The organism is Thalassotalea profundi, from assembly GCF_014653195.1.
GTDB classification, from domain to species: Bacteria; Pseudomonadota; Gammaproteobacteria; order Enterobacterales; family Alteromonadaceae; genus Thalassotalea_B; species Thalassotalea_B profundi.
On the sequence record NZ_BNAH01000013.1, the window covers coordinates 37,252 to 59,913 of the forward strand.

At 35.5% G+C, this 22,662-nt stretch carries 22 protein-coding genes and 1 riboswitch; of the genes, 15 read left to right on the forward strand and 7 right to left on the reverse strand.

Going from position 1 to position 22,662, the window contains the following annotated elements; all coding sequences use genetic code 11:
* Positions 1 to 106 precede the first annotated feature (106 nt).
* Positions 107 to 703, forward strand: coding sequence for a C40 family peptidase (locus tag IE155_RS14775; protein ID WP_189379022.1), 597 nt, complete (start codon positions 107 to 109; stop codon positions 701 to 703).
* Positions 704 to 800: 97 nt separating this feature from the next.
* Positions 801 to 2,123 (forward strand): hypothetical protein, encoded by a 1,323-nt coding sequence (locus IE155_RS14780; RefSeq protein WP_189379023.1) that lies wholly within the window; start codon positions 801 to 803, stop codon positions 2,121 to 2,123.
* Between the two features lie 104 nt (positions 2,124 to 2,227).
* Here IE155_RS14780 and IE155_RS14785 read toward each other — a convergent pair whose 3' ends face one another.
* Positions 2,228 to 3,928, reverse strand: coding sequence for a proline--tRNA ligase (locus IE155_RS14785; RefSeq protein WP_189379024.1), 1,701 nt, complete (start codon positions 3,926 to 3,928; stop codon positions 2,228 to 2,230).
* Positions 3,929 to 4,062: 134 nt separating this feature from the next.
* Complete coding sequence (locus IE155_RS14790) at positions 4,063 to 4,485, reverse strand: RNA-binding S4 domain-containing protein (RefSeq protein ID WP_229817346.1); 423 nt, start codon at positions 4,483 to 4,485, stop codon at positions 4,063 to 4,065.
* Between the two features lie 159 nt (positions 4,486 to 4,644).
* Positions 4,645 to 4,729: riboswitch (cyclic di-GMP riboswitch) on the forward strand.
* An 89-nt stretch (positions 4,730 to 4,818) separates the two neighbouring features.
* Between IE155_RS14790 and IE155_RS14795 the strand changes: the two genes are divergently transcribed.
* The 3 genes from IE155_RS14795 (at position 4,819) to IE155_RS14805 (ending at position 6,286) form a co-directional block, all read left to right on the forward strand.
* Positions 4,819 to 5,172, forward strand: a complete 354-nt coding sequence (locus IE155_RS14795) for a DUF3718 domain-containing protein (protein ID WP_189379026.1) — start codon at positions 4,819 to 4,821, stop codon at positions 5,170 to 5,172.
* A gap of 229 nt (positions 5,173 to 5,401) precedes the next feature.
* Positions 5,402 to 5,872, forward strand: a complete 471-nt coding sequence (locus tag IE155_RS14800) for a hypothetical protein (protein WP_229817348.1) — start codon at positions 5,402 to 5,404, stop codon at positions 5,870 to 5,872.
* A gap of 24 nt (positions 5,873 to 5,896) precedes the next feature.
* A complete protein-coding gene (locus tag IE155_RS14805) occupies positions 5,897 to 6,286 on the forward strand; it encodes a hypothetical protein (protein WP_189379028.1) in 390 nt (129 codons plus the stop codon).
* A gap of 54 nt (positions 6,287 to 6,340) precedes the next feature.
* Here the strand turns inward: IE155_RS14805 and IE155_RS14810 are convergent, their stop codons facing one another.
* Positions 6,341 to 8,143 (reverse strand): IS1 family transposase, encoded by a 1,803-nt coding sequence (locus tag IE155_RS14810; RefSeq protein WP_189379029.1) that lies wholly within the window; start codon positions 8,141 to 8,143, stop codon positions 6,341 to 6,343.
* Positions 8,144 to 8,481: 338 nt separating this feature from the next.
* On the opposite strand from IE155_RS14810, the gene IE155_RS14815 reads away from it, so the two are divergent.
* The 6 genes from IE155_RS14815 (at position 8,482) to IE155_RS14840 (ending at position 13,929) form a co-directional block, all read left to right on the forward strand.
* Positions 8,482 to 9,171: a c-type cytochrome gene (locus tag IE155_RS14815; RefSeq protein ID WP_189379030.1), complete on the forward strand. Its 690-nt coding sequence runs from the start codon at positions 8,482 to 8,484 to the stop codon at positions 9,169 to 9,171.
* A gap of 7 nt (positions 9,172 to 9,178) precedes the next feature.
* Positions 9,179 to 10,495, forward strand: a complete 1,317-nt coding sequence (locus IE155_RS14820; RefSeq protein ID WP_189379031.1) for a cytochrome-c peroxidase — start codon at positions 9,179 to 9,181, stop codon at positions 10,493 to 10,495.
* A gap of 1 nt (position 10,496) precedes the next feature.
* Entirely contained in the window at positions 10,497 to 12,020 is a 1,524-nt protein-coding gene (locus IE155_RS14825; protein ID WP_189379032.1) for a parallel beta-helix domain-containing protein, read from the forward strand.
* A 167-nt stretch (positions 12,021 to 12,187) separates the two neighbouring features.
* Positions 12,188 to 12,937: a subclass B1 metallo-beta-lactamase gene (gene bla, locus IE155_RS14830; RefSeq protein ID WP_189379033.1), complete on the forward strand. Its 750-nt coding sequence runs from the start codon at positions 12,188 to 12,190 to the stop codon at positions 12,935 to 12,937.
* A 3-nt stretch (positions 12,938 to 12,940) separates the two neighbouring features.
* Complete coding sequence (locus IE155_RS14835) at positions 12,941 to 13,528, forward strand: type II secretion system protein (protein ID WP_308433837.1); 588 nt, start codon at positions 12,941 to 12,943, stop codon at positions 13,526 to 13,528.
* The gene (locus IE155_RS14840; RefSeq protein ID WP_189379035.1) at positions 13,522 to 13,929 is read left to right on the forward strand and encodes a DUF1801 domain-containing protein; all 408 of its coding nucleotides are present in this window, start codon (positions 13,522 to 13,524) and stop codon (positions 13,927 to 13,929) included. The genes IE155_RS14835 and IE155_RS14840 overlap by 7 nt, the downstream gene beginning before the upstream one ends.
* 66 nt (positions 13,930 to 13,995) lie before the next feature.
* On the opposite strand, the gene IE155_RS14845 is transcribed toward IE155_RS14840, so the two are convergent.
* Positions 13,996 to 14,868 (reverse strand): LysR family transcriptional regulator, encoded by an 873-nt coding sequence (locus IE155_RS14845; RefSeq protein ID WP_189379036.1) that lies wholly within the window; start codon positions 14,866 to 14,868, stop codon positions 13,996 to 13,998.
* A gap of 93 nt (positions 14,869 to 14,961) precedes the next feature.
* On the opposite strand from IE155_RS14845, the gene IE155_RS14850 reads away from it, so the two are divergent.
* A complete protein-coding gene (locus IE155_RS14850; RefSeq protein ID WP_189379037.1) occupies positions 14,962 to 15,462 on the forward strand; it encodes a lactoylglutathione lyase family protein in 501 nt (166 codons plus the stop codon).
* Between the two features lie 84 nt (positions 15,463 to 15,546).
* Here the strand turns inward: IE155_RS14850 and ahpF are convergent, their stop codons facing one another.
* Together ahpF and ahpC are read right to left on the reverse strand one after the other, a co-directional pair.
* Positions 15,547 to 17,112 carry an alkyl hydroperoxide reductase subunit F gene (gene ahpF / locus IE155_RS14855; RefSeq protein WP_189379038.1) on the reverse strand — a complete coding sequence of 522 codons (1,566 nt, stop codon included), beginning with the start codon at positions 17,110 to 17,112 and terminating at the stop codon, positions 15,547 to 15,549.
* A 117-nt stretch (positions 17,113 to 17,229) separates the two neighbouring features.
* Positions 17,230 to 17,793: an alkyl hydroperoxide reductase subunit C gene (ahpC, locus tag IE155_RS14860; RefSeq protein WP_189379039.1), complete on the reverse strand. Its 564-nt coding sequence runs from the start codon at positions 17,791 to 17,793 to the stop codon at positions 17,230 to 17,232.
* A gap of 240 nt (positions 17,794 to 18,033) precedes the next feature.
* On the opposite strand from ahpC, the gene katE2 reads away from it, so the two are divergent.
* The 3 genes from katE2 (at position 18,034) to IE155_RS14875 (ending at position 20,796) form a co-directional block, all read left to right on the forward strand.
* Positions 18,034 to 19,467 carry a catalase KatE2 gene (katE2, locus tag IE155_RS14865; RefSeq protein WP_189379040.1) on the forward strand — a complete coding sequence of 478 codons (1,434 nt, stop codon included), beginning with the start codon at positions 18,034 to 18,036 and terminating at the stop codon, positions 19,465 to 19,467.
* 158 nt (positions 19,468 to 19,625) lie between these two features.
* Positions 19,626 to 20,528: a hydrogen peroxide-inducible genes activator gene (locus IE155_RS14870; protein WP_189379041.1), complete on the forward strand. Its 903-nt coding sequence runs from the start codon at positions 19,626 to 19,628 to the stop codon at positions 20,526 to 20,528.
* Positions 20,529 to 20,646: 118 nt separating this feature from the next.
* Entirely contained in the window at positions 20,647 to 20,796 is a 150-nt protein-coding gene (locus tag IE155_RS14875; protein WP_189379042.1) for a hypothetical protein, read from the forward strand.
* Positions 20,797 to 20,874: 78 nt separating this feature from the next.
* Here IE155_RS14875 and IE155_RS14880 read toward each other — a convergent pair whose 3' ends face one another.
* Entirely contained in the window at positions 20,875 to 22,584 is a 1,710-nt protein-coding gene (locus tag IE155_RS14880; protein ID WP_189379043.1) for a sensor domain-containing diguanylate cyclase, read from the reverse strand.
* Positions 22,585 to 22,662 lie beyond the last annotated feature (78 nt).

Consider the following 22,662-nt stretch of genomic DNA (forward strand, 5'->3'; position numbering starts at 1 on the left):
TATCTACTATAATGAAACAGTTACTTTCATTTTTTTTATAGTAATTAATTATTTTTTGTCTAATCTAGTTATTAATGTATTTTTCATGATGTAAAGGGAGTTATTTATGCCTCTACCTTTATTGTGGTTAGGCGCTGCAACACTATCTGCCGTCACTGTAAAAACACTGGCTGATGATCGAAAACTTCAGCAACAAAAAAGGAAACAATATCGTACAGTACAAACATTATCTCATTTGGAACGGCACGAGTCGCCCATTGCTACTTATCCTAGTGAGATATTAACTACGCTACAGCTGGTTAAACCTAAGATCGGAGCTATTGTTTGTTGTGGGATTGGTGGTGTGTTAGATCATACTGGGATTTGGGTTGAAGATAATATGATTATAGAACTTGATGGTGAGGGGCTAATAAAGCCAATTTCACCAAGACGTTTTACCAAAGAAAGATCGGGAAAAGATATTTTCATTGCTTGTGATTCTAATGGTGAACCATTAAGTTGCCCATTGGCAGCATCAAGAGCAATTGAAAAAATATTTACGCATGTGCCATATCACATGATTGATAATAATTGCCATCAATTTATTTGGCAGTGCTTCAAGCCTAATGATGTACCATTATCAACGTTTAAGTCGCTTAATTTGCGTTTAGCCCAACACTTTGACCGTAAAATATATTGGGATTTATGTGATACTAAAAATTAGCAATAATATATTTTACGGAAAGCGCTATACATTTCTTATGAACTCGATAATATTGTGTGCTTTATTTTTACAGCCAATTATTTGAGGCTAATATCACTTGCTTGCTCGTTTTATAAAATGGTTTTTAGCCCTACTTTTTTTATTGATACTTTCTTTTGGTATTACTTTATTTTTAGCATTAGATGCAAAACCCAGTGTCTCACAAAGTTACCAACTCGATAGTGTTACTGCACAAAAAAGCAAACAATTAATAAAACGGGCAATATCAGTATTAAGAGGACGTAAAGAAGCTTCACAAATAATAATATCCCAAGATGAATTAAATGCCTTGTCGGCATTATTGCATAGGGCTATACCTACTATTACCAGCGATATTACATTGTCTCAAACTAATATGCAGTTAGCCTTTTCTATATACTTACCTATGGTTAAGCGCTACATCAATATAAAAACACAAGTCTTACCGTCAACTAATACACTTAATTTGGGTAATATTCATATAGGGGATTTATCATTATCAGGTAAGGTAGCGCTTAAGGTAGTACGATGGGGACTTAATCATTATGTACAACCTAAATTAGGTGATTCACTTTTAACAATGGTGAATGAAGTGACTATTAATAGTAAGTACTGCACATTTAACTTGTTATTGCCTGCAAATTTAATTAAAGCAAACAAAGAGGGATCTTTATTATTGGCATTAAGAGATGAGTTAACGCTTTTTGGTGATCCTCAAGTTATTTATACTTATTATCAGGAGTTAGTAAGAATATCCGGTTTTGCACCGGAAAAAGCCTCATTAGCCTATTATTTTAGACAGTTATTTCAATTTGCCCAACAGCGTAGTTTGCTCGTTCAACAATCGGAAATAATAAATGAAAATAAAGCAGCTTTACTTGCCTTAGCTTTATATTTTGGTGAAGATAAGTTTGAGCTATTAGTAGGTGATATTTCTCAGCTTTCTACTGATAACCAATTATTGCGCCAAAAATTGCAGCGTCAAACATTATTGCAAGGGCGAAACGACTTGCAAAAGCATTTTATCTATTCTGTTGCCTTACAAATATTTTCATCGGTAGATGCAAGTGACGCTATTGGTGAGTTTAAAGAGTTTCTTGATAGTAATAAGGGCGGGTCTGGTTTTTCATTTGCAGATTTAATGGCTGATAGGGCTGGAACGCGTTTAGCCGAGCTAGCAACATTTTCTTCAGAAAAAGCGATAAAAGCGCAAAATATATTAGCTCAAATAACCGATGAGACACTGTTACCTATTATTGATGGTTTACCTGAAAATTTGTCGTCTCAACGATTTGAAGCTAAATATAAAGCAATTTATACACAAGAATATCGCGCATTGTTAATTGATATTGATCAGCGTTTGAGTAAGTTAGATTTATATAAGCTGTTAGATGATATGTAGTGTATATGAAAAAAATGCAAGTAAGTATTAACACGTTACCTACTTGCATTTTTGACGGTTTAATATTCAAACTATACTGAGATCTTATTTAATCAGAGGCTTGGTTATTGAAATAATGACATTACTTGGTCAATTTTCATTAGCGATTTTTCACCTGTTATGCGGTTTTTAACTTCAATTTCTTGGGTATCTAAGTTTCTTTCACCAATAATAAGTAAAAACGGCGTGCCTATAAGCTCATGATCAGCAAACATAACACCAGGTCTTTCTTTTCGATCATCAAAAATAACATCAACACCGGCTCGTTGTAATTGCGCATATAGTTGTTCAGCGGTTTCTTTAACGCGAGCCGATTTAGCCATATTCATTGGTACAATAGCCGCTTGGAAAGGAGCAATAGCACTTGGCCACTTTATACCGTATTTATCATGATTTTGCTCAATAGCAGCAGCAACAATTCGAGAAACACCAATACCATAGCAACCCATGGTTAACGTTTGATTTTTGCCTGTTTCGGTTAATACCCCGCAGTTCATCGCTTGTGCATATTTTTCACCTAACTGAAAAATATGCCCTACTTCAATACCACGCTTAATCACGATATTTCCTTGACCACAAGGACTAGGATCACCTTCAACAACATTACGTATATCCGCAACTTGATAGTTTTGAATATCTCTATCCCAGTTTACGCCGCTAAAGTGAGTGTCGTGAACGTTTGCACCACAAATAAAGTCGGCAAGATGAGCAGCACTTCGATCAACGATTACGGGTATTGGCAAATTAACAGGGCCAATTGAACCTGCGTTACAATTAGCTGTAGTTTGAATTTGCTCATCAGTAGCAAAAGTTAATGGAGATGCTACTTCACTTAAGTTTTCAGCTTTAATCTCGTTTAATTGATGATCACCACGAAGTACCAACGCAATCACCGGGGTGTTTTCATTAGCACCTTGTACTAAAAGCGTCTTAACTGTTTGTTGTGCATCTACAGATAGAAAAGTAGCGACTTCTTCTATAGTTTTCACATTAGGTGTTGCAACTTGCGTTAACTCTTGAGTTGCACTTGGCCTTGTTCCTTTTGGCGCTAATGCTTCTGCTTTTTCAATATTTGCGGCGAAATCACTTTGATCACTAAACGCAATATCATCTTCACCTGAGTCAGCTAATACATGAAATTCATGTGATGCATCACCACCAATTGAGCCTGTATCTGCTATAACAGGACGATAATCTAGCCCTAAACGTTCGAATATACGGCAATAGGCGTTATACATATTTTGGTAGGTGGTTTTTAAACAGGTTTCGTCTAAATGGAAAGAATATGCATCTTTCATTAAAAATTCACGACCACGCATTACACCAAATCTTGGACGTATCTCATCTCTAAATTTAGTTTGAATTTGAAATAAGTTTACAGGCAATTGTTTATAACTACTGATTTCATTAGCAATTAACTTAGTGATCACTTCTTCATGAGTAGGACCTAAGACAAAAGAACGGTTGTGGCGATCATTTAATCGTAATAATTCTGGGCCGTAATCTTCCCAGCGACCAGATTCTTCCCATAAATCCGCTGGTTGCACCATTGGCATTAGCACTTCGATAGCGCCTGCTTTTTCCATTTCTTCGCGGACAATTTGTTCTACTTTACGCAGCACTTTTAAGCCAGTGGGTAACCAAGTATATAAGCCTGACGCTACGTTACGGACTAATCCAGCACGTAACATTAATTGATGGCTAATGACCTCTGCGCTAGCAGGGGTTTCTTTAAGTGTTGATAGTAGATATTGGCTCGTGCGCATGAATGCAAAATTCCGTAAGTAACAAGAGATAAAATTTTAGTGCGGTTATTCTAGCAGGGCAACACTCTTGGCAAAAGCGGAATGTGCAGTCAAAACAACATTAATTGGTATTAATAATAAAAGTGGAATGAATACTAAAAATTAATAGGTTTTCTTTGCCCACTACTATCATTAATTGGTTGTCTGGTTTTTTCTGTTTTATTTGCAGTATTAGTTTTTGACTTATTCTTTTGAGGTGTTTTTTTACGGCTATTATTACTTTGCTTAATCGCTGTATTATTTTGATTAGCAGTTGTTGGTTTAGTTTTTCGTTTGGGTTTATCTTCTACAGGTGCATGACAAATAACAACAATACATTCACCATTAAATTCAACCTGATCATTATGATAGATTTTTTTGCGTTTTTGCGTTTCTAGTTCGCCATTAACGTAGACATAACCTTCGCTGATCACCATTTTGGCTTCACCGCCACCACTAACTAAGTCAACTGCTTTTAATAATTTACATAGCTCGATTGGTTGCGTGGCGAGTTCAATTTCTAAGCTGGGTGTCTTCAAAGTAGAATCCATTAAAGGTCATTTATTTTTTTGTTGTGTGCGATTTTATCATGGCGAAAAATAGAGTACACGAATTAGTTATTTAATAAGTAATAAAATAATCATAAAAAATGGTGAAAATTTTGTTGACTGGTTTTTTTTTCACCGTATAATCGCCGCAGCTAGAAACGGCAAGGTACTTGAAAGGGTACTACGCAAAACTACCGGTCTAAGGACATGAGTCTAAGACAGCGGAGTTACCTCAGCAGAACACATCTTACTTATATGTGCGCGAAGGTAATTAGTAATCGTTTCTTTAATTGATTTTACAAATTTATATTAAAGGGTTATTAAATGAAAAACTTATTAGTTGTTACTTTTATTGCGGCATTATCTTTAACTGCTACGGTTATTTCTCCAAAAGCTTCTGCAACAAATATTGCTCAAACTATGTGTGATTATGTTGCTGCAGACGATAAACAGCGTTTACGTTCATTTTTAAAAACTAACAAATTAAAAATTCGTTCAGTATTTGACGGCATTCAATGTAACGGTATGAACTTAGTTGCGTTTGCTGCCCAACAAAATGCAACGTCAACTGGTGAGTTAATGATCAGTAAATTACCAAAGAAAACAGTAGCTGATTTATTGGCTTCAATTACTTCTTCTGAGTTAGCTTCATTTGCTGAAAAACGCGTAAACAGCTAATAGACAAAGATCAAAATATTCTTAAAAAGGCGAGCTATTGATAGCAAGCCGTTCAGTTAACGTGGTTCTTGGTTGACTTGCGTAAATATTAAAGCGACTACTAGTAAACCTTTTCGTTTACCTTTGTAGTCGCTTTATTACATTTGAAACTTATATATCATTACAAATGAACGCTTTAACATGCTAATTTAGTACTCATTGCATACTAAGGAAAGTATTAGAAATGGCTATGTTCTTGAAAATCGTTGGTTATAGTTTGTTAACCATACTTATTTCCTTTATTTTTCTCATTTATTCAGTATTTAATGGTGTTCCATTCATAGAGGGAGATGAACAGGTAACGGACGGGACTGCTCATCACTTCGCTATTGGTTCAACCAAAAGTGAAGTATTTGCCGATGTGAAAAAGAATTATAGCGAATCAGGTTATTTACTAAGAGTCTTATGGCCTAAAGACTCTGAAATAAATCTTAAACTCGAATCCTTTCAAAACACAAAGTGGAAAGATTACCCCGGAAGGCGCTATAGCGAATATAAAGTGCCAATAACAGAAATTGAAGAATTGACAGCTCCATTGTTATTAACAACTCGTTGGGATATTGAAATACCGTCCAATTGGGTAAATTCAATTTATCTGCAATTTGAAAATGATCGCTTAATACAAATTCGAAAAAGTCGATGGTTATTCGAAAGGCCCTAATTATACATTTAGGATACTAAATATATGCATTACATCTACGAAATCGAACGGTGGGCGAAGAATAATTTGCTGGTAAAGCTCCAAGATAAAAAGTTTAGAGAAATAGATAAGATGAGTGGCTCTATGGGGGCATACAAAACCTTTGAAAACAACTTTATATGCATTTCAGTTTATTGTGAAAGAGGAATCTATGGAATTGAAGTTGGTCCTGCAAAAATAAAACAGAAATTGTGGCCTGTTAGTTTTATCAAGGATTTAATTGAACCTGCAAGCAAAGGTCGCTGGAATCTTAACCTAGAGCAGTCTATTGATTTCATCGTTACTCACTATGATTGGCTAATAGATAACTTTTCATTCAACAATTACAAAAAGACAAATGAACTAATTAATGAAAGGTGTAAGGAAACTTTTTAAAGCTTTCTTTTGTTGTGATACCTAGTATCGGTATTGCAAATAACTCAAGACGTTTTAATCTTTGTCTTTTTGATATTTTCCGAAATAAATTATCTTCTCTACTGTTACAGGACCTTTAGCCAGCCCTAGTCTCATTGCTGGTGTTTCACCTTTATCATTTTTATTAACGTAGTTGTAATAGACACGATATATATCAGCCATTTTAGTTAGCATGGCGGGGTTATATGGAGCGTAGCCATGCCATGTTCGTGAGCGATTCGTTGCAGAAGAATGAGGGCGTTCCAAAAGGTTAACGCTTCTTCTCACGTGCATAAAAAATCTATCGACAGCGTGCAGGCTAGCTTTTCTATACAAGTTAGCTTGGTGCTTTTCATCGTATCTGGATATGTTTGTTATTGCCGCTACCAATTTTGCTGGCTCTGGCAGTGTTGCAACAGGATATTCCAACCACTTTTCAGGGGAGTGCTTAATTACTTGGAGTTTATCTAGTCGCTCTAGAATCATCTCATTAACGACTGTTCTAAACTCTTTATTTGATAAATCCTGTCTTGGTATACCAGTACGTTTCTTTATGACCCGATTTGTTGCTCTTACAGCCTTTCGCTTTTCATCGACACTCAAATTTTTTGAAGCCCTAACTAAAAAACCATCGCTAAGACCTTTCAATATATCGTCTTTAAAAATGCTTAAATAGGCAGTTTTCATCCCTGTATCTTGATCCATGTAAAAGCGAGTTTTTCCTGCGTATTCGGTAAGTCTCTTAACGAGAAGGAAATGTGCCATCATTGTATATTCATTGTGAACCAACACACCTTTTGACGGTAATTTTACATCGCCATCAATATGTTCAGAGCTTGTTAAGTCAGATGAAGACAACTCTTGTTCAATTTTTAGTGCAACTTGTTCTTGAAGGTTGCTGGATTGCGACTCTGACACTTTAGACTTTTGTTTAGTAGCCAAAGCAAATTCATGTTCAAGCCATATCCTAGCGGTATATCGATGATGCTTGGGTTTTTCATGATCGTTATAAGTATCAGCCAGCAGCTCAATTTCAGATTGGGTTAATCGTTCTTCGAAATTGAAATTGAACGCGAAAATGTAACTAGTCTTTAGACAAGCTGTACTGATTCCATAAAGCTCAGTGTTACGTTTATCTTCTCGCTTAGTCCAATTCGTTGTTTGTACCTGTCTATCTGTTGCTAAATAAAGTCGGTCTAGTTGTAACTTGCCTTCAACTAACTTTCTTTCTCGCTCTGCTACAAATTTCAAGCATTGGTTATGAATAAAATCTATCTTGTCGTAAAGCGTTTGGGGTGAAATATCTAAATGTTTAATGATCCTTCTTAGCGGTGTGTGCATCAATATCAGATCGAACAACCTGATATTGATCTCAGGTCTCTTTTGCTTTCTGGTCTGCTTACCAATAGTTAAGGTTTTTCCACAATGATTGCACTCATACCTAGGTGTTCCAGCACCTGTATAACCACGTTTTTTTACACTAGGCTCAAAGAATTCAACGGTATAGGTAGGACAATCAGGGTTAGTACACTTGGGCTTCTCAACTTCCAGATATCGACTTAATCGCTCATATTCTTCGATAACAGCTTGATTGCTCTTGAGCATATAGGTGGCTTGAACTAGCTCTCCATTGGCTATTCTGTTCTTGCAAGCTTTGCATACAAGCGCGGCTTCATTTTTACCTGAGCCAGATGTTCCATAAAGCGGGTGGTGTTTAGTTACTTGACGTTCTGGTACATTGCCGTTAAAGTTTTCGTCAGATAATGCTCGATGTGTAGCATCCTCAGGGGATATCCCAAAGTTCTCGCATTTAGTAAACTTACAACAGTTGACTTGCAATCCTTTATACGGCTCAGGGAAGGAAGGCCAATCCTTCTGGCTAGATTTCTTTCTCACAAAAAAGCACCATAATTAAGTTAACTAACTAAATTATAGTGCATTTTTATAAAATATTAAGCGCTAGCACCACATTAACTGAACGGCTTGTATTGATAGCTCGCCTTTTTATTATCAAATTATAATTAGTACTCATTTTTAATCCTTACCTTGTATATTCCCCTTTATTTATTCTTTAATTTTTAACTTTTTATGTAATTCGTCAGCTTTTTTCTGGAATTCGTCAGCAATTTAATTCTTCTAACTTTATATTGATCCTTAAATTTTAAGGTGACTTCTTTATGAATAAGTTTTTTATGAGTAAATTGAATTTTTTATCTTCTGCGAATTTAATCAACGTATATTTTATTAAAAATATACGGGCAACATTTTTGATCTTAGTTGGCTTACTTCTAAGTAGTTTTAGTTTTTCATTAAGTGCCAATAAAATGCCTGAAAGTTATCGTCAATGTATTGCATGTCATGGAGAGCAAGGAGAGGGAAATACACAATTAAAGTCACCAGCACTTGCAGGGCAATCAGCTAATTATCTTAATAGACAATTATTGAATTTTACTAATGGACTACGAGGACGTCATGAAAAAGATGTGCTTGGTATGCAAATGGTTGCTATTAGTAAACAATTAGATTTGAACACGGAAGTTCCCCAAATTACCACTTTCTTAGCGGCATTGCCTTCACCTACTATCGAACATCAAGTTACAGGTGATTTAAAAAATGGAGACCGTTATTATCAAGCAAGATGCGGCGCATGTCATGGTGGACAAGCCCAAGGGAATCCTTCAATGAATTCACCTAAATTATCAGGACAAAGCATAGACTATTTAAGACGCCAAATGATTAACTTTTCAACTGGAATTCGTGGTACGCATTCAGATGATAAGCTTGGTCGTCAAATGGCGATGATGTCTAAAACCTCTTCAGGCAAAGAGCTTGAAGATATTTTTTATTACATTTCAACGCAGAAGTAATAACGCTATGAAAACACTAACGAGTATCGCAGTGTTAGTTATTTTTAGTATTATCTTTTTTACTAATGCGGCTCCTCAAGGTGCTGCTGTGGCCAAACAAAATAAAGTTAGGCAAACATTAGCTGTATTTCAGCAAGTTGAAGATTTTACGCTAGCACAACATTGTCCACCAAGCTTTGAGTTAACAGAACAAGGTGTTTGTAGATTGTTAACTCAATATCAATTTTATAGCTCGGTACAAAATAAAGGTTTAGGGGGGACACAAACTAATTTACCGCCACATAGAGATGGTTTTACCCCTGCACAAATTGATTTAGGACGCTTTTTGTTTTTCGATCCTGCGTTATCAAAAGATGGTTCAATTTCTTGTGCTAGTTGTCATCAACCTGATAAAGGTTTTAGTGATGATCTTGATAGAAGTATCGGAATTACAGGTGAGAAAATTGCGCGTTCTGCTCCTTCATTATGGAATGTAGCTTTTGTTGATAAGTTTTTTTGGGACGCTCGCTCTACTAGTTTAGAGGAACAAGCGTTGGGACCATTATATGACCCTCTTGAAATGGGAAATAACCCAAGTCAGTTATTAGAGACTTTACGTACCAATGAATATTATGTCGCTATGTTCAAGCAAGCGTTTCCTGAAGAAGAAAAGATTGAATTAGCGCAAATATATACATCCCTTACGGCATTTCAAACTTCTCTTATTTCATTAAATAGCCGTTACGATCGATATGCACATGGTTATCACAAAGCGTTAACAGAGGAAGAAATTGCAGGGTTAAATGTGTTTCGCTCGTTTGTTGCAAGATGTGCAGAATGTCATCAACCTCCTTTATTTACAAATAACGAAGTTGCAGTGATCGGTGCTCCGGAACCAGAAGGAAGAAAACTAGATATTGGAGCAGAAAAAACTTATAACGCACCTAAGCTGCGTGGTGGCTTTAAAGTTCCGACGTTGAGAAATATCGTTAAATCAGCTCCTTATATGCACTCTGGCCGATACGATAATTTGAGAGATGCCGTTAAGTTTTATAATGATGGCCGTGGAAATTCAATCCCAGAAGGTGAAACAATGTTAATTCATTGGCATATCTCTGAGCCTAATTTAACCGACGATGAACTAGACTTAATTGTGACCTTTTTAGGTACATTAACCGATGCAAGTTTAACTCCAAGAATTCCAACGAAAGTGCCTTCAGGCTTACCTGTGGTAGATAAAAAATATCAACAAAGAATAAGTGAAAATCAATCATCAACATTAGTAAAACAATCAACACAATTAAAACCAAATAACGAAAAAATAATCACGCATAGTGGGGAATAATATGAGTTCAGGAAAAATAATTGGTGCAATACTTGTCGTAGGAGCCTTTGCAGGAGGAATGTATTTTGGTGGAAATCAAAATGCAACCCCAGTGATCACAAATACTTCTGGTGGTGCAAGTTATAGTGGTGGCTATGATAAGTCAGCCGATGTTGATGTGGCTAAAAGTGCGCTTAAAACGGCAGCCGCAGAGCGAACAGTTGCAGGCCAAGTTCATGTAGTAAATGATGGTGATAAAATTATGGATGCGGTAATTACCGCAAAGCCTGGAGATACTATTCAGGTTATGCCTGGTACTTATCATGAAACAGTCTATGTTGATAAAGATGACATTCGTATTATTGGAGTGATCCAAGAAGGTAAACGAGCTACCTTAGATGGTGAAGGGATTTTAAATGATGCCTTTTTATACTCGGGTAATAACTTTGTTATCGAAAACTTTATTATTACCAAATATAAAGGTAATGCGATAATGGGGCAGGCGGGTAATAATTTTGAGATCCGAAATAATATAATTATCGATACTGGCGTGTACGGTATATTCCCTCAATTAGGAAAAAATGGCATTGTTGAATATAACGTGATTTCGGGTATTGAAGACGCTGCTATTTATGTTGGAATGAGTGATAATATTCATGTATCTCATAATGATGTATTTGCTAATGTTGCTGGCATTGAAATTGAAAACTCACGCCATGCAATTGTTGAAAATAACAATGTTTACAATAATACTGGGGGGATTTTAGCTTTTATTACTCCAGGTTTACCTATAAAAACAACGTTTGATGTAATTATACGTAATAATTTTATTTATGATAACAATCATAAAAACTTTGGGGCACCTGGTTCAACTGTTGGTGGTATTCCTGCTGGTACCGGTATATTGATTATGGCTGCTGATGACGTTGTCGTTGAAAATAACATTATCACCGGAAATAAAACGGCTGGAATATTAATTACCGACCATGCCAATGCGCCAAATGTAACAACTGATCCAGAATCTGATCCTAACCCTGATGGTGTTAAAATATTGAATAACCTTATGCATAATAATGGTTATGACACTATCGATGAAGTTAAAGCATTAATGTTGACTGAGTTTAAACAAGGGAAACCTGACATTGTCCGTGTTGGTAAAAGTACAGGTAGCTGTATTATCAATCGTCATCGTTATGTTAGTGTTGGTGTAAAAGGCTGGGAAGAGTGTGGGTTTACTAATACCGCATCGATTGATACTTATTTATTAGATGAACCTGTACCGCCGAGAGTTATTGATCCATCAGAACGTGGAAAGGTAGTATATAATGGTGTTTGTGCGGGCTGTCATACCTACACAGGTCGTATGATTGGTCCTCCAATTCAAATAATTCAGGCTCTATATATGGATAACCCTCAAGGTATATCTGATTATATTAATAACCCAACTAAAAAACGTGAAGATTATCCTGAAATGCCACCACAGAATTATTTAGACGAAAAAACACGTCTTGCAGTGGCCGAGTATTTATTGTCTAGAACAAAGTAATTATTTGAGGCTTTTAACTAAGTAGTGATTATTAGCCAATAAATTCCATCCTAAAAAGTTAAGAAGCAGCAAGGCGTCTTGATGCTTCTTTTATTTTTCTTATCAATATTTCACTGATAAATTTAATATGCTAACTTGTTCGAGTTCCTATTTAATGAGCTTAGAGCATGAAGTATATTATTTTTTTATTTAGCGTTATTACCTTCATTAGTCTTGCTAATGAAAAAATACCTCAGACAAACGTAACTCAATTAGATGTACCGCAACTAAAAATAGTAGAGATAAGTAATGATGTTTATCAACATATATCATATAAACATGTTAAACCATGGGGAATGGTTGCCGCTTCTGGCTTAGTAGTTATTGATGGCAACGATGCTTATATTATTGATACGCCATGGTCGTTGGCCGATACTCAGCAATTGATCAAGTGGATAAAGTCCAAAGGGTTAAAACTTAAGGCAAGTGTTGTTACTCATTTTCACGAAGATGCTAGTGCGGGTATTCCTATTCTTAATCGTTCTAAAATAAAAACGTATGCATTATCGCTAACCAATGAGTTATTAGCTCTCAATAATAAAGAACAATCTAGTGATGAAATTATCAGTGATAACTATGTATTAGTGCCAAATACAATAGAAATATTTTATCCAGGAGCGGGCCATAGTCATGACAACATCGTGGTTTGGTTACCTAAAAGTAAAGTACTTTTTGGGGGCTGTTTTGTTAAAAGTATTGAGAGTAAAAACTTAGGCAATACTGCGGATGCATCTATAAGTAGCTGGCCAAAATCTATTGAAAAAGTAATATCTCAATACCCTGATATTAACATAGTGGTGCCTGGCCATGGTAAAATCGGTGATATAAATTTACTGAAGCATACAGCACTACTTGCGCGTGATAAAAGTATGCTTTAACCTTTGCCTACTAATCAATTAGCATCATTTATTATTTCGGTTAATTTAATGCACTTACAGACAAAAAAAGTAGTAGTTAAGAAAAACTCAGGTTTTACTTTAATCGAGTTAGTTGTTGTTATTGTTATTCTTGGTATTTTGGCTGTTACGGCACTCCCCAAATATATTAATTTAAAGTCAGATGCTAACCTCGCGATAATGGAAGGTGCTACGGGCGCAATTAAATCAGCAGTATCGCTATTTAAGGCAAAAACATTAACATCAGGTAATAGTTTTACTACCGTTGTTGAGTTTTCAGGTGTAAAGGGCAGTAATTATCAACCTTGGGCTGCAACAGCTTTAGGTGCTGGATTTTCTGCAGATTACTCTTCTCCCCCTGAAATATTTGAAGGTGCAGGTTTAGATGTGAATGACTGGGCATATCGTATTTATACAACAGGCGGTAGTTATTCTGTGGTTGCTTCACCTCGCAGTGTTTTAGATATAGCACAACCATCAGTTGCTGAAGTGAAAGCGACCAACTGTTATTTTGAATATCATTGGAAAAGTGATGGCGAACCTGTGATCACCATCATTAGTACAGGATGCTAAACTGTAGTGTAAAACAGAAATTCGAAACTTATCCAAAAGATATTGCTATTTCGCTGCATACGATTCGTGATCTTATTTTAAGAGTCGCAGCACAAGAAGGTATTAGTGATTTAATTGAAACCTTGAAGTGGGGTGAGCCTAGTTATACTTCAAAAATCGGTAGTAGCATTAGGTTTGACTGGAAAGCTAAATCTCCTGAACAATATTATGTCTACTTTAATTGCAAAACAACATTGATAGAAACATTCAAAGAAGTGTATGGCAATATTTTTATTTATGAAGGTAATCGTGCTCTTGTATTCAATAGAGGGCAAGCGCTGCCGGTGAATGAACTATCACATTGTATTTCACTCTCACTACGATACAAAAAAATAAAACATCTCCCTTTGCTTGGTTTATAAAAACTTAAGTTTCAAAGTAATAACTTTCTACTAACCTTTGATTTATTTAAGGTATTTCTCATGATATTAACAGAGAAAATCTTTGATCACATTTTTCATAAATTTGACTCTATTGGTAGGTATAGCGTGTTTATTAACACATAAATATAGGCTTTCACTGACAGAATTTATTAATGGATGGATGTTAATTAAGTTCTGCTGGTGAAATGCTTTAGCGGCAAAAAGAGGTAATACAGTGAAGCCTAACCCTTTAGATACGGGCTCTAATATCAAGCTAATTTGATTAGAATAACCGCGTTGGATAAATTGATTTACATGTTCAAATTCCGGAAAGTTTTTACTGAGTAATAACTGTCCATGATGATTAGCATCAGGGTGTGATATAAAGCCAAGTGATAATAAGGTTTGCCAATCTATCGAGTGAAATTTTTGCGAAGTGACTAGCACTAAAGGCTCAATTGCTATTTTCTCACAAACAATGCTTCCTAAACCGCTAAGCTGCGAAATTATGCCTAAGTCTATTTCTCTATTGGCTAACCTTTGTTCAATACTGCGGTTGGGTGCAAAATCATAATTTATCACTAATTTAGGGTACTTTATTTGAATATTAAGTAAGTGCGGATACAGTTGTAAACCAACACTACCCGGTGATGCCATTATGATAGAGCCTTCATGTGGCTCATCTTGGGTAATTAAACGTTCTAATTCCTGTGACGATTTAAGAAGTTCTTGTCCCTTGATAAATAATTTGTTGCCAGCGTCATTTAGTGTGAATGATTTACCATCTCTAATTAACAGTGTGATTCCTAATTGCTGTTCTAGTTTTTTAATATGTTGACTGACTCCTGATTGCGTCATAAAAAGCTTATCAGCTGTTTTAGTAAAATGACCTATTTCTGCAAGAGTGCAAAATGTTTTCAACCAAAGGTGATTAATCATTACGAAATGTACTTATATTGATAATAAATGATAATTTTTTATACTTTATCATAAGTTTTATACTTTGGTCATTACATCAATTGAGGAATTAAAATGAGCAAAGCATCCCCAAGAACTTTTTCACACATAGGTATTTCAGTACCTAATTTAGAACAAGCCGTTAAATTTTATACCGAAGTGCTGGGTTGGTACGAAATTATGAAACCAACAGAAATCGTGGAAGATGATAGTCCTATTGGCGAAATGTGCACGGATGTATTTGGAGCGAAATGGAACAAGTTTAAAATAGCCCACCTTTCAACGGGGGATAGAATAGGTGTTGAGTTGTTTGAATTTGAAAATCAGCAGCAACCAGAAAACAATTTTGAATATTGGAAAACCGGGGTATTTCATTTTTGTGTTCAAGATCCAAACTTAGAAGAACTAGCTGAAAAAATCGTGGCAGAGGGCGGTAAAAAACGCATGGCAGAACCTCGTTATTATTATCCGAATGAAAAACCTTATCGAATGATATACATGGAAGACCCATTTGGTAACATTCTTGAAATTTATAGCCATAGTTATGAATTAACATACGGCGCTGGTGCCTATTAAGCGAGATTACTAATAAAAAAACGCCCCACTTAGACATCGTTAAGTGGGGCGTTTCTCGTTTTAGAAACCGTTTAATTTCAGTGTCTAGCTTTCTCTTATAATATAATCAAAAGCTGATAAAGACGCTTTAGCACCTTCACCCATTGCGATAATTATTTGTTTATATGGTACTGTCGTTACATCACCTGCTGCAAATATCCCTGGAATATTCGTTTGACATTTTTCGTCAATAACAACCTCTCCATGCTGAGTACGTTCAACTACACCTTCTAAGAAGCTACTGTTAGGCAACAAACCTATTTGTACAAAAATACCTGATAGTGCTTGTTGTTTAATATCACCCGTAACTCGGTCTTCATAAGCAAGAGCCGTTACTTTACCATCTTCTGCAATCACTTCTTTTGTTGCCGCATTTTTAATAATGGTAATTTTTTCATGTGCTTGTGCTTTTTCTACTAATACCTGGTCGGCTTTCAATTCGGGTAAAAATTCAAATACTGTTACATGATTAACCATGCCTGCTAAATCAAGCGCCGCTTCAATACCTGAGTTACCACCGCCAACAACAGCAACGTCTTTTCCTTTAAAGAAAGGCCCGTCACAGTGTGGACAGTAAGCCACGCCAGAACCAACATTTTCTTTTTCACCAGGAACTCCTAGTTCACGCCATTTTGCACCTGTAGCTACAATAATTGTTTTTGTTTCAATAGTTTCACCGCTAGAAAGGTGTAGTTTGTGTGCAGATTTTGTTGTTGCGTCGCCTTTTTCAATGGTTTCAACGCGTAAAAATTCTTTTATAGTCACATCATAATCATTTAAATGTGCTTGCATATTACCGGTTAATTCAGCGCCGGTGGTTTTGGGTACTGAAATTAAGTTTTCAATACCCACTGTATCTTTTACTTGTCCACCTATACGGTCAGCAATCATAGTCACATTTAAGCCTTTACGTGCAGCATATATTGCCGATGCTATACCCGCAGGACCGCCGCCAATTATAGTCACATCTTGTAATGGTAGGGCTTGCGTTTCGTCACCACCGACTATTTCAGGAAAGCGTTGTATAAGCTTATCAACTAGTTGAGCTGTATCAATTTTACCATTGGCAAATAATTCACCATTTAAATAAACACTGGGTACGCCTTGAATATTTCGCTCGTTGACTAGGTCTTGAAATAAACCGCCGTCTATCATTTCAGTGCTGATGTTTTCATTAAGTAGAGCAAATTGATTTAACGATTGCACAACGTCAGGGCAATTGTGACAACTTAACGAAATAAATACTTCAAAGTGTAGCGAGTCTTTAATTTTCTTAACCATGCTACTCAAGGTGTTATCAAGTTTAAGCTCTGTACCAGAAGAATGTAGTATGGCTAAAACTAATGAGTTAAATTCGTGGCCGCTGGGAATACCTGAAAAATGAATGCCATTATTTTTTTCTTCAACTTCTAAATAAAACGTAATAGGACTACGTAGGTTATCATCACGCTCAATCAAGGTTAAATTATCTGATACAGAGCATAATTGTGTTAAAAATTCGACTAACTCTGCGCGTTTTGTATGTTCACCAGTTTGTAGAACTAGCGCCACCTTGTTAGTCATATTTTGAGTATATGATTTTAGTGCATTTAAAATATCGTTGCTTAACATAGTATTACCTTATTACTGCAATCTGGAAAAAAAGGCGAGATTTGGAGATTCCAGATCTCGCCAGTACATTGGAGAGTTATATAGCAATTGCTATAAATGAATTTAATTTAAGTTAGTTTAGATTTTTCCAACTAAATCTAAGCTTGGTGTTAATGTTGCTTCACCTTGTTCCCAAGCAGCTGGACATACTTCACCATCGTTTTCACGAACATATTGTGCTGCTTTAACATTACGAACCATGTCTTTTGCACTACGTCCAATTCCACCAGCATGGATGTGAGCGACTTGAATAACACCGTCTGGGTCTGCTAAGAAAGTACCACGGTGAGCCATGTGATCTTCTTCAATCATTACATCAAAACCACGAGTAATGTTGCCTGTTTGGTCACCAATCATTGGAAATTTAATTTTACCAATAGCTTCTGAAGAATCGTGCCAAGCTTTGTGAGAAAAATGAGTGTCAGTAGATACTGCATATACTTCTACGCCTAATTTTTGTAATTCTTCATATTGGTTCGCCATATCTTCTAATTCAGTAGGGCATACAAAAGTAAAGTCAGCAGGGTAGAATAGGAATATTGACCACTTACCTTTAACACTGTCAGATGTTACTTCAACAAACTCACCGTTGTGAAATGCTTGTGCTTTAAATTCTGGAATTAATTTGCCTATCTGTGCCATGAGTATTTCCTCTCTTGTTTAAAAATGTTGTTTAATAAATGTTTTGTATTTGAAAGCTTGTTTGCTTTCGATGGAGCTATAGTAGATAAGTTTTTTTAATAGGTATATTTGAATGAATTGAATTTAATGTTCTAAAAAACAGAATATTGTTTTGTGATTCCTTAACTACAATAAATGTAGGTGATAACTCTACTTGAAATTACTTTAGTTTTATTAATATAAGAAATAAGGATTATGTCGATGAAAGATAAAAAATTAACTACAGCTGCAGGTTGTCCTGTTGCACATAATCAGAATGTGATGACCGCTGGTCCTAGAGGACCTCAGCTTTTACAAGATGTCTGGTTCTTAGAAAAGCTGGCACACTTTGATCGTGAAGTTATTCCTGAAAGACGAATGCACGCTAAAGGTTCAGCAGCTTTTGGTAAATTTACCGTAACACATGATATCAGCCAATACACACGAGCAAAAATTTTCTCTGAAATTGGTAAAGAAACTGAGTTATTTACACGTTTTAGTACTGTTGCAGGTGAGCGTGGTGCTGCTGATGCAGAGCGTGATATTCGAGGTTTTGCTGTTAAATTTTATACTGAAGAAGGTAACTGGGATTTAGTAGGTAATAATACGCCTGTATTTTTCTTACGTGATCCGCTTAAATTCCCTGATTTAAATCATGCAGTTAAGCGGGATCCAAAAACTAACATGCGAAGTGCAACTAATAACTGGGATTTTTGGACATCGTTGCCTGAAGCTTTGCATCAAGTGACCATTGTTATGAGTGACAGAGGAATTCCTGCTAGTTATCGACATATGCATGGTTTCGGTAGTCATACTTTTAGTTTTATTAATGCTAATAATGAACGTTTTTGGGTGAAATTCCATTTAGAAACTCAACAAGGCATTAAAAATTTAACTGATGCTGAGGCGGAAGCATTGGTGGGTAAAGACAGAGAAAGTCATCAAAAAGACTTATTTGAAGCAATAGAGGCTCGTGACTTTCCAAAATGGGTATTAAAAGTACAAGTAATGCCGGAAGCTGATGCAACAAAAGTTCCTTATAATCCGTTTGATTTAACAAAAGTTTGGCCACACAAAGATTACCCTTTAATTGAAGTTGGTGTTATGGAATTAAATCGTAATCCTGAAAATTACTTTGCTGATGTTGAGCAAGCAGCTTTTAATCCTGGAAATATAGTTCCTGGTATTGGTTTCTCACCAGATAAAATGTTACAAGGTCGATTATTTTCATATGGTGATGCACAGCGCTATCGCTTAGGTGTTAACCATAATCACATCCCCGTAAATGCTGCACGTTGCCCTGTCAACAGTTATCACAGAGATGGACAAATGCGAACAGATGGGAATTATGGCGCAACTATAGGTTATGAACCTAATAGCCAAGGTGAGTGGGCCGAACAGCCTGACTTTTCTGAGCCTCCATTAGCTATTGATGGTGCTGCAGATCATTGGGATCATAGAGAAGATGAAGATTACTTTTCACAAGCTGGGGATTTATTTCGATTAATGAATGCTGAGCAACAACAGGCATTATTTAATAATACCGCTGCTTCTATGGCTGATGTACCTGATGACATTAAGCAACGACATATTAAGCATTGTACTTTAGCCGATAGTGCTTATGGGGCGGGAGTTAAAGCTGCCTTAGGCATGTAATATTTATTTTTTATGTTGTATTCAATATGAATAGTGAGCTCTCTTAATAGGATCTCACTATTCATTTAATCCCACCAATAAGCTCAATCCTAGTAACAATATACTAAAATATCTATTATAATTTAGATAATATTCTATAAAATCAATAGTAGAGAACGATGATTTCATTAAAACAGCTGCATTATGCGTTAGCCATTGAAAAAACTTTACATTTTAAGAAAGCTGCTGAAGCCTGTAACGTGTCTCAATCTGCCTTGAGTACCGCTATTACAGAACTCGAAAAACAGCTTGGGGTGACTATTTTTGAACGTAATAATAAAAAGGTGTTAATTACTGATAAAGGGCAATTAATTTTAAATAAAGCTAAGTTAATTAAACTAGAAGTAGATGAGCTTTTACAAGTAGCATCAATAGGGCAAAAACCTTTTTCTAACCCTATGACTATAGGCGTGATTCCTACTATTGGACCTTATTTACTTCCTAAAGTTTTACCCGAGTTACGCAAAGTATACCCAGAATTTAAGCTTAAAATTATTGAAGAGCAATCTCATGTCTTGGTTGATATGGTGCGAAATGGTGACATTGATACTGCAATATTAGCATTGCCCTATGCTATTGATGGTTTAATGAGTTTTGAGTTTTGGCAAGAAGACTTTTATTGGGTTAGTCATAAAGATCAGTGTCCAAGTCAACTACGCGAAATTACAAGTGAACAGTTAAAAACTGAAAAGTTAATGTTGTTAAAAGAGGGGCATTGTTTGAAAGATCATGCACTTGCGGCGTGTAAGCTACAAAGCGATAAGCAAGAGTCTAATTTTGACTCAGCAAGTTTACATACCTTGACACAAATGGTTGCGGGTAAACTAGGGACTACATTAGTTCCTCAAATGGCGCTTGACCAATTGATTTACAACGACTCTGAGCTTCGTGCTATTCATTTAAATGAGCCTGGACCACACAGAAAAATTGCATTAATCGTTCGTCCTAATTATGTGAGAACAGATGAAATCGGATTATTAAAACGTCTTTTTAATGAGCAACTTAAACAAAGTATTTCGTGATTAATACGATAAGTGTTTTTGTTCAATTTTATCGAACGATATTGTGAATTTAATTAATTATACTTAATACAGTTTGTTGATCATAATAGATTCATATTCAAAAAGAAGGATGAATCAAATGAAAAAATTAATTAAACAAACGGTTAGCCAAGTAAAAATAGCTTTCAGTACAAAAATTAAAAACAAAGAGCAATCCTTAGAGTGTAATTATGCAGATAATTACTATGGTGATCAGTATTGTCAGGCTAAGATAAAAACATACAAATAATTATCCTAGCTTTGATATAAAAACTAATACGTTATTAGTAGTGAATATTAGCTTTACAATAAGGTAAAGCTAAAGCTTTTACTCTTTGAATAATTGAGATTGATTTCTACCATTGTTTTTAGATTTATACAGGGCTTTATCTGCTTGATTAATAGCTTCTTGTAGGTTTAAATCTTGTGTGTTTACTTCTGCTATTCCTGCGCTAATTGTCAATTGTATAGATTGGTTTGTATCAATTTCTATTGTGGTACTTTCTAATTTTTTTCTAATTCTTTCTATTAATATAAATGCATCGTCTAAATTAGTATTTGGCATTAAAATAATAAATTCTTCTCCGCCGTATCGCGCTAATATATCCTCTTGACGTGACTGATTTTTTATAATATTTGCGACACACTTGATAGATTTATCTCCTAAGGTGTGCCCATAAGTGTCATTGATACTTTTAAAATGATCTATATCGATAAGAGCAATAGAAGACGTTTGTTTTGTTTGTTCTGCTAAGTCTAAGTGCTGAACCGCGGCACTGTTAAAATGGCGACGATTAAATAGCTTTGTTAACGGGTCAGTAGATGCTAATAATTGTAAATCTGCCTGGGTCGATTTTAACTTTTCTAACGTGCGAATTCGATATGCAATAATCAATGATAAGACAAGGGCTTCCAATGCGATACCAATACCAACGCCATGACTATTGACGTAATTAAACTCTGCTATTCCTTTATAAAATAAAACGGCTAATGTACTAAACGCCACAAATAGGCCATGTCCAATCAAAAAAAATAAGGCCATTGGGTGTCTTCGAATAAGCATTGAAAGACTTACAGATAAGCTTGCTAGCATCATTATGGCTGCTAATGTACTTGAATAATCTAGTGCAGCGACAATATCGAACAAGCCATGAATAAAGTTTATTACTAATAAAATGAGTACAGCAACTAGTGCCCAATGTTCAATAGGATACTTCTTTTTCGTTTCGAAGATATTGATCATGAACAGCAATAAGAAAAAAGGCATAGTCACTAAAGATAAATGCCATATTATTGTAACGGAACCAAATATATTAAAAAGATCTGCGAATAGTCCATAAGATAAAGCAATCCAAAAGCCACCTGAAACGAGGTAACAGGCATAGTAGAAGTGTTCTTTTAATCGCGAAGAAAAAAACAATAAAAAGTTGTAGATAATAAGAGCAAGTAACATACCGACGACTAATGCAATATTAGTAAATTGTCCTAATAGAGCTCTTTTTGATTGATTTTCATCGTATATATTAAGTGCAAACCATTGATGTGAAAAAGAGAGGCTTTTAACAAATAAGGTTTTCTGTTGATTGGGTTGTAGTGTGAAATCAAAAACAGCACTACCACGATACATCCACTGTTGAGTTTCTTTTTTATCCATATCTAGAACGCGTACATTGGACAGAACCCCTTGTTCTACTTCATATAGTTCTACTTTACTATTGTGGTAAGCATAAGGGTGATGAAGATAAAGTTTTTGAGTGTTTTTATCTACATTATGAAGCTGTATTTTAATCCAAGTGGTTTTGGACTTGGTGCCGAGAGAAAGACGATTCGATGATTTAGTAAAATTTTGCCCCTGTACTTGTTCAAAAGGCATATTTTCTGATTTATCAACAAAATACGCCATTTCAAATTGCTCTAGTTTTATTTCGCTATCGTTTGTAATTTGAATGGGGGTTGCTGCATATACTGAGCTATTAATTAAGCACAAGCATAAGAAAAATAGTGTATGAATTAAGGGTAAAGAGCGAATTATTGTCATCAATTTTCTTAAGTACATTAGGTATATACTTAAATATATTATCAATTTTTATTTATACTAACGTATCAGTTAATAAAA

Coding starts and splice junctions, on each gene's coding strand:
- IE155_RS14775 (WP_189379022.1), top strand. CDS start 107: ATGCCTCTACCTTTATTGTGGTTAGGCGCTGCAACACTATCTGCCGTC.
- IE155_RS14785 (WP_189379024.1), bottom strand. CDS start 3,928: ATGCGCACGAGCCAATATCTACTATCAACACTTAAAGAAACCCCTGCT.
- IE155_RS14795 (WP_189379026.1), top strand. CDS start 4,819: ATGAAAAACTTATTAGTTGTTACTTTTATTGCGGCATTATCTTTAACT.
- IE155_RS14800 (WP_229817348.1), top strand. CDS start 5,402: ATGTTCTTGAAAATCGTTGGTTATAGTTTGTTAACCATACTTATTTCC.
- IE155_RS14805 (WP_189379028.1), top strand. CDS start 5,897: ATGCATTACATCTACGAAATCGAACGGTGGGCGAAGAATAATTTGCTG.
- IE155_RS14815 (WP_189379030.1), top strand. CDS start 8,482: ATGAATAAGTTTTTTATGAGTAAATTGAATTTTTTATCTTCTGCGAAT.
- IE155_RS14820 (WP_189379031.1), top strand. CDS start 9,179: ATGAAAACACTAACGAGTATCGCAGTGTTAGTTATTTTTAGTATTATC.
- IE155_RS14825 (WP_189379032.1), top strand. CDS start 10,497: ATGAGTTCAGGAAAAATAATTGGTGCAATACTTGTCGTAGGAGCCTTT.
- bla (WP_189379033.1), top strand. CDS start 12,188: ATGAAGTATATTATTTTTTTATTTAGCGTTATTACCTTCATTAGTCTT.
- IE155_RS14840 (WP_189379035.1), top strand. CDS start 13,522: ATGCTAAACTGTAGTGTAAAACAGAAATTCGAAACTTATCCAAAAGAT.
- IE155_RS14845 (WP_189379036.1), bottom strand. CDS start 14,868: ATGATTAATCACCTTTGGTTGAAAACATTTTGCACTCTTGCAGAAATA.
- IE155_RS14850 (WP_189379037.1), top strand. CDS start 14,962: ATGAGCAAAGCATCCCCAAGAACTTTTTCACACATAGGTATTTCAGTA.
- ahpF (WP_189379038.1), bottom strand. CDS start 17,112: ATGTTAAGCAACGATATTTTAAATGCACTAAAATCATATACTCAAAAT.
- ahpC (WP_189379039.1), bottom strand. CDS start 17,793: ATGGCACAGATAGGCAAATTAATTCCAGAATTTAAAGCACAAGCATTT.
- katE2 (WP_189379040.1), top strand. CDS start 18,034: ATGAAAGATAAAAAATTAACTACAGCTGCAGGTTGTCCTGTTGCACAT.
- IE155_RS14870 (WP_189379041.1), top strand. CDS start 19,626: ATGATTTCATTAAAACAGCTGCATTATGCGTTAGCCATTGAAAAAACT.
- IE155_RS14875 (WP_189379042.1), top strand. CDS start 20,647: ATGAAAAAATTAATTAAACAAACGGTTAGCCAAGTAAAAATAGCTTTC.
- IE155_RS14880 (WP_189379043.1), bottom strand. CDS start 22,584: ATGACAATAATTCGCTCTTTACCCTTAATTCATACACTATTTTTCTTA.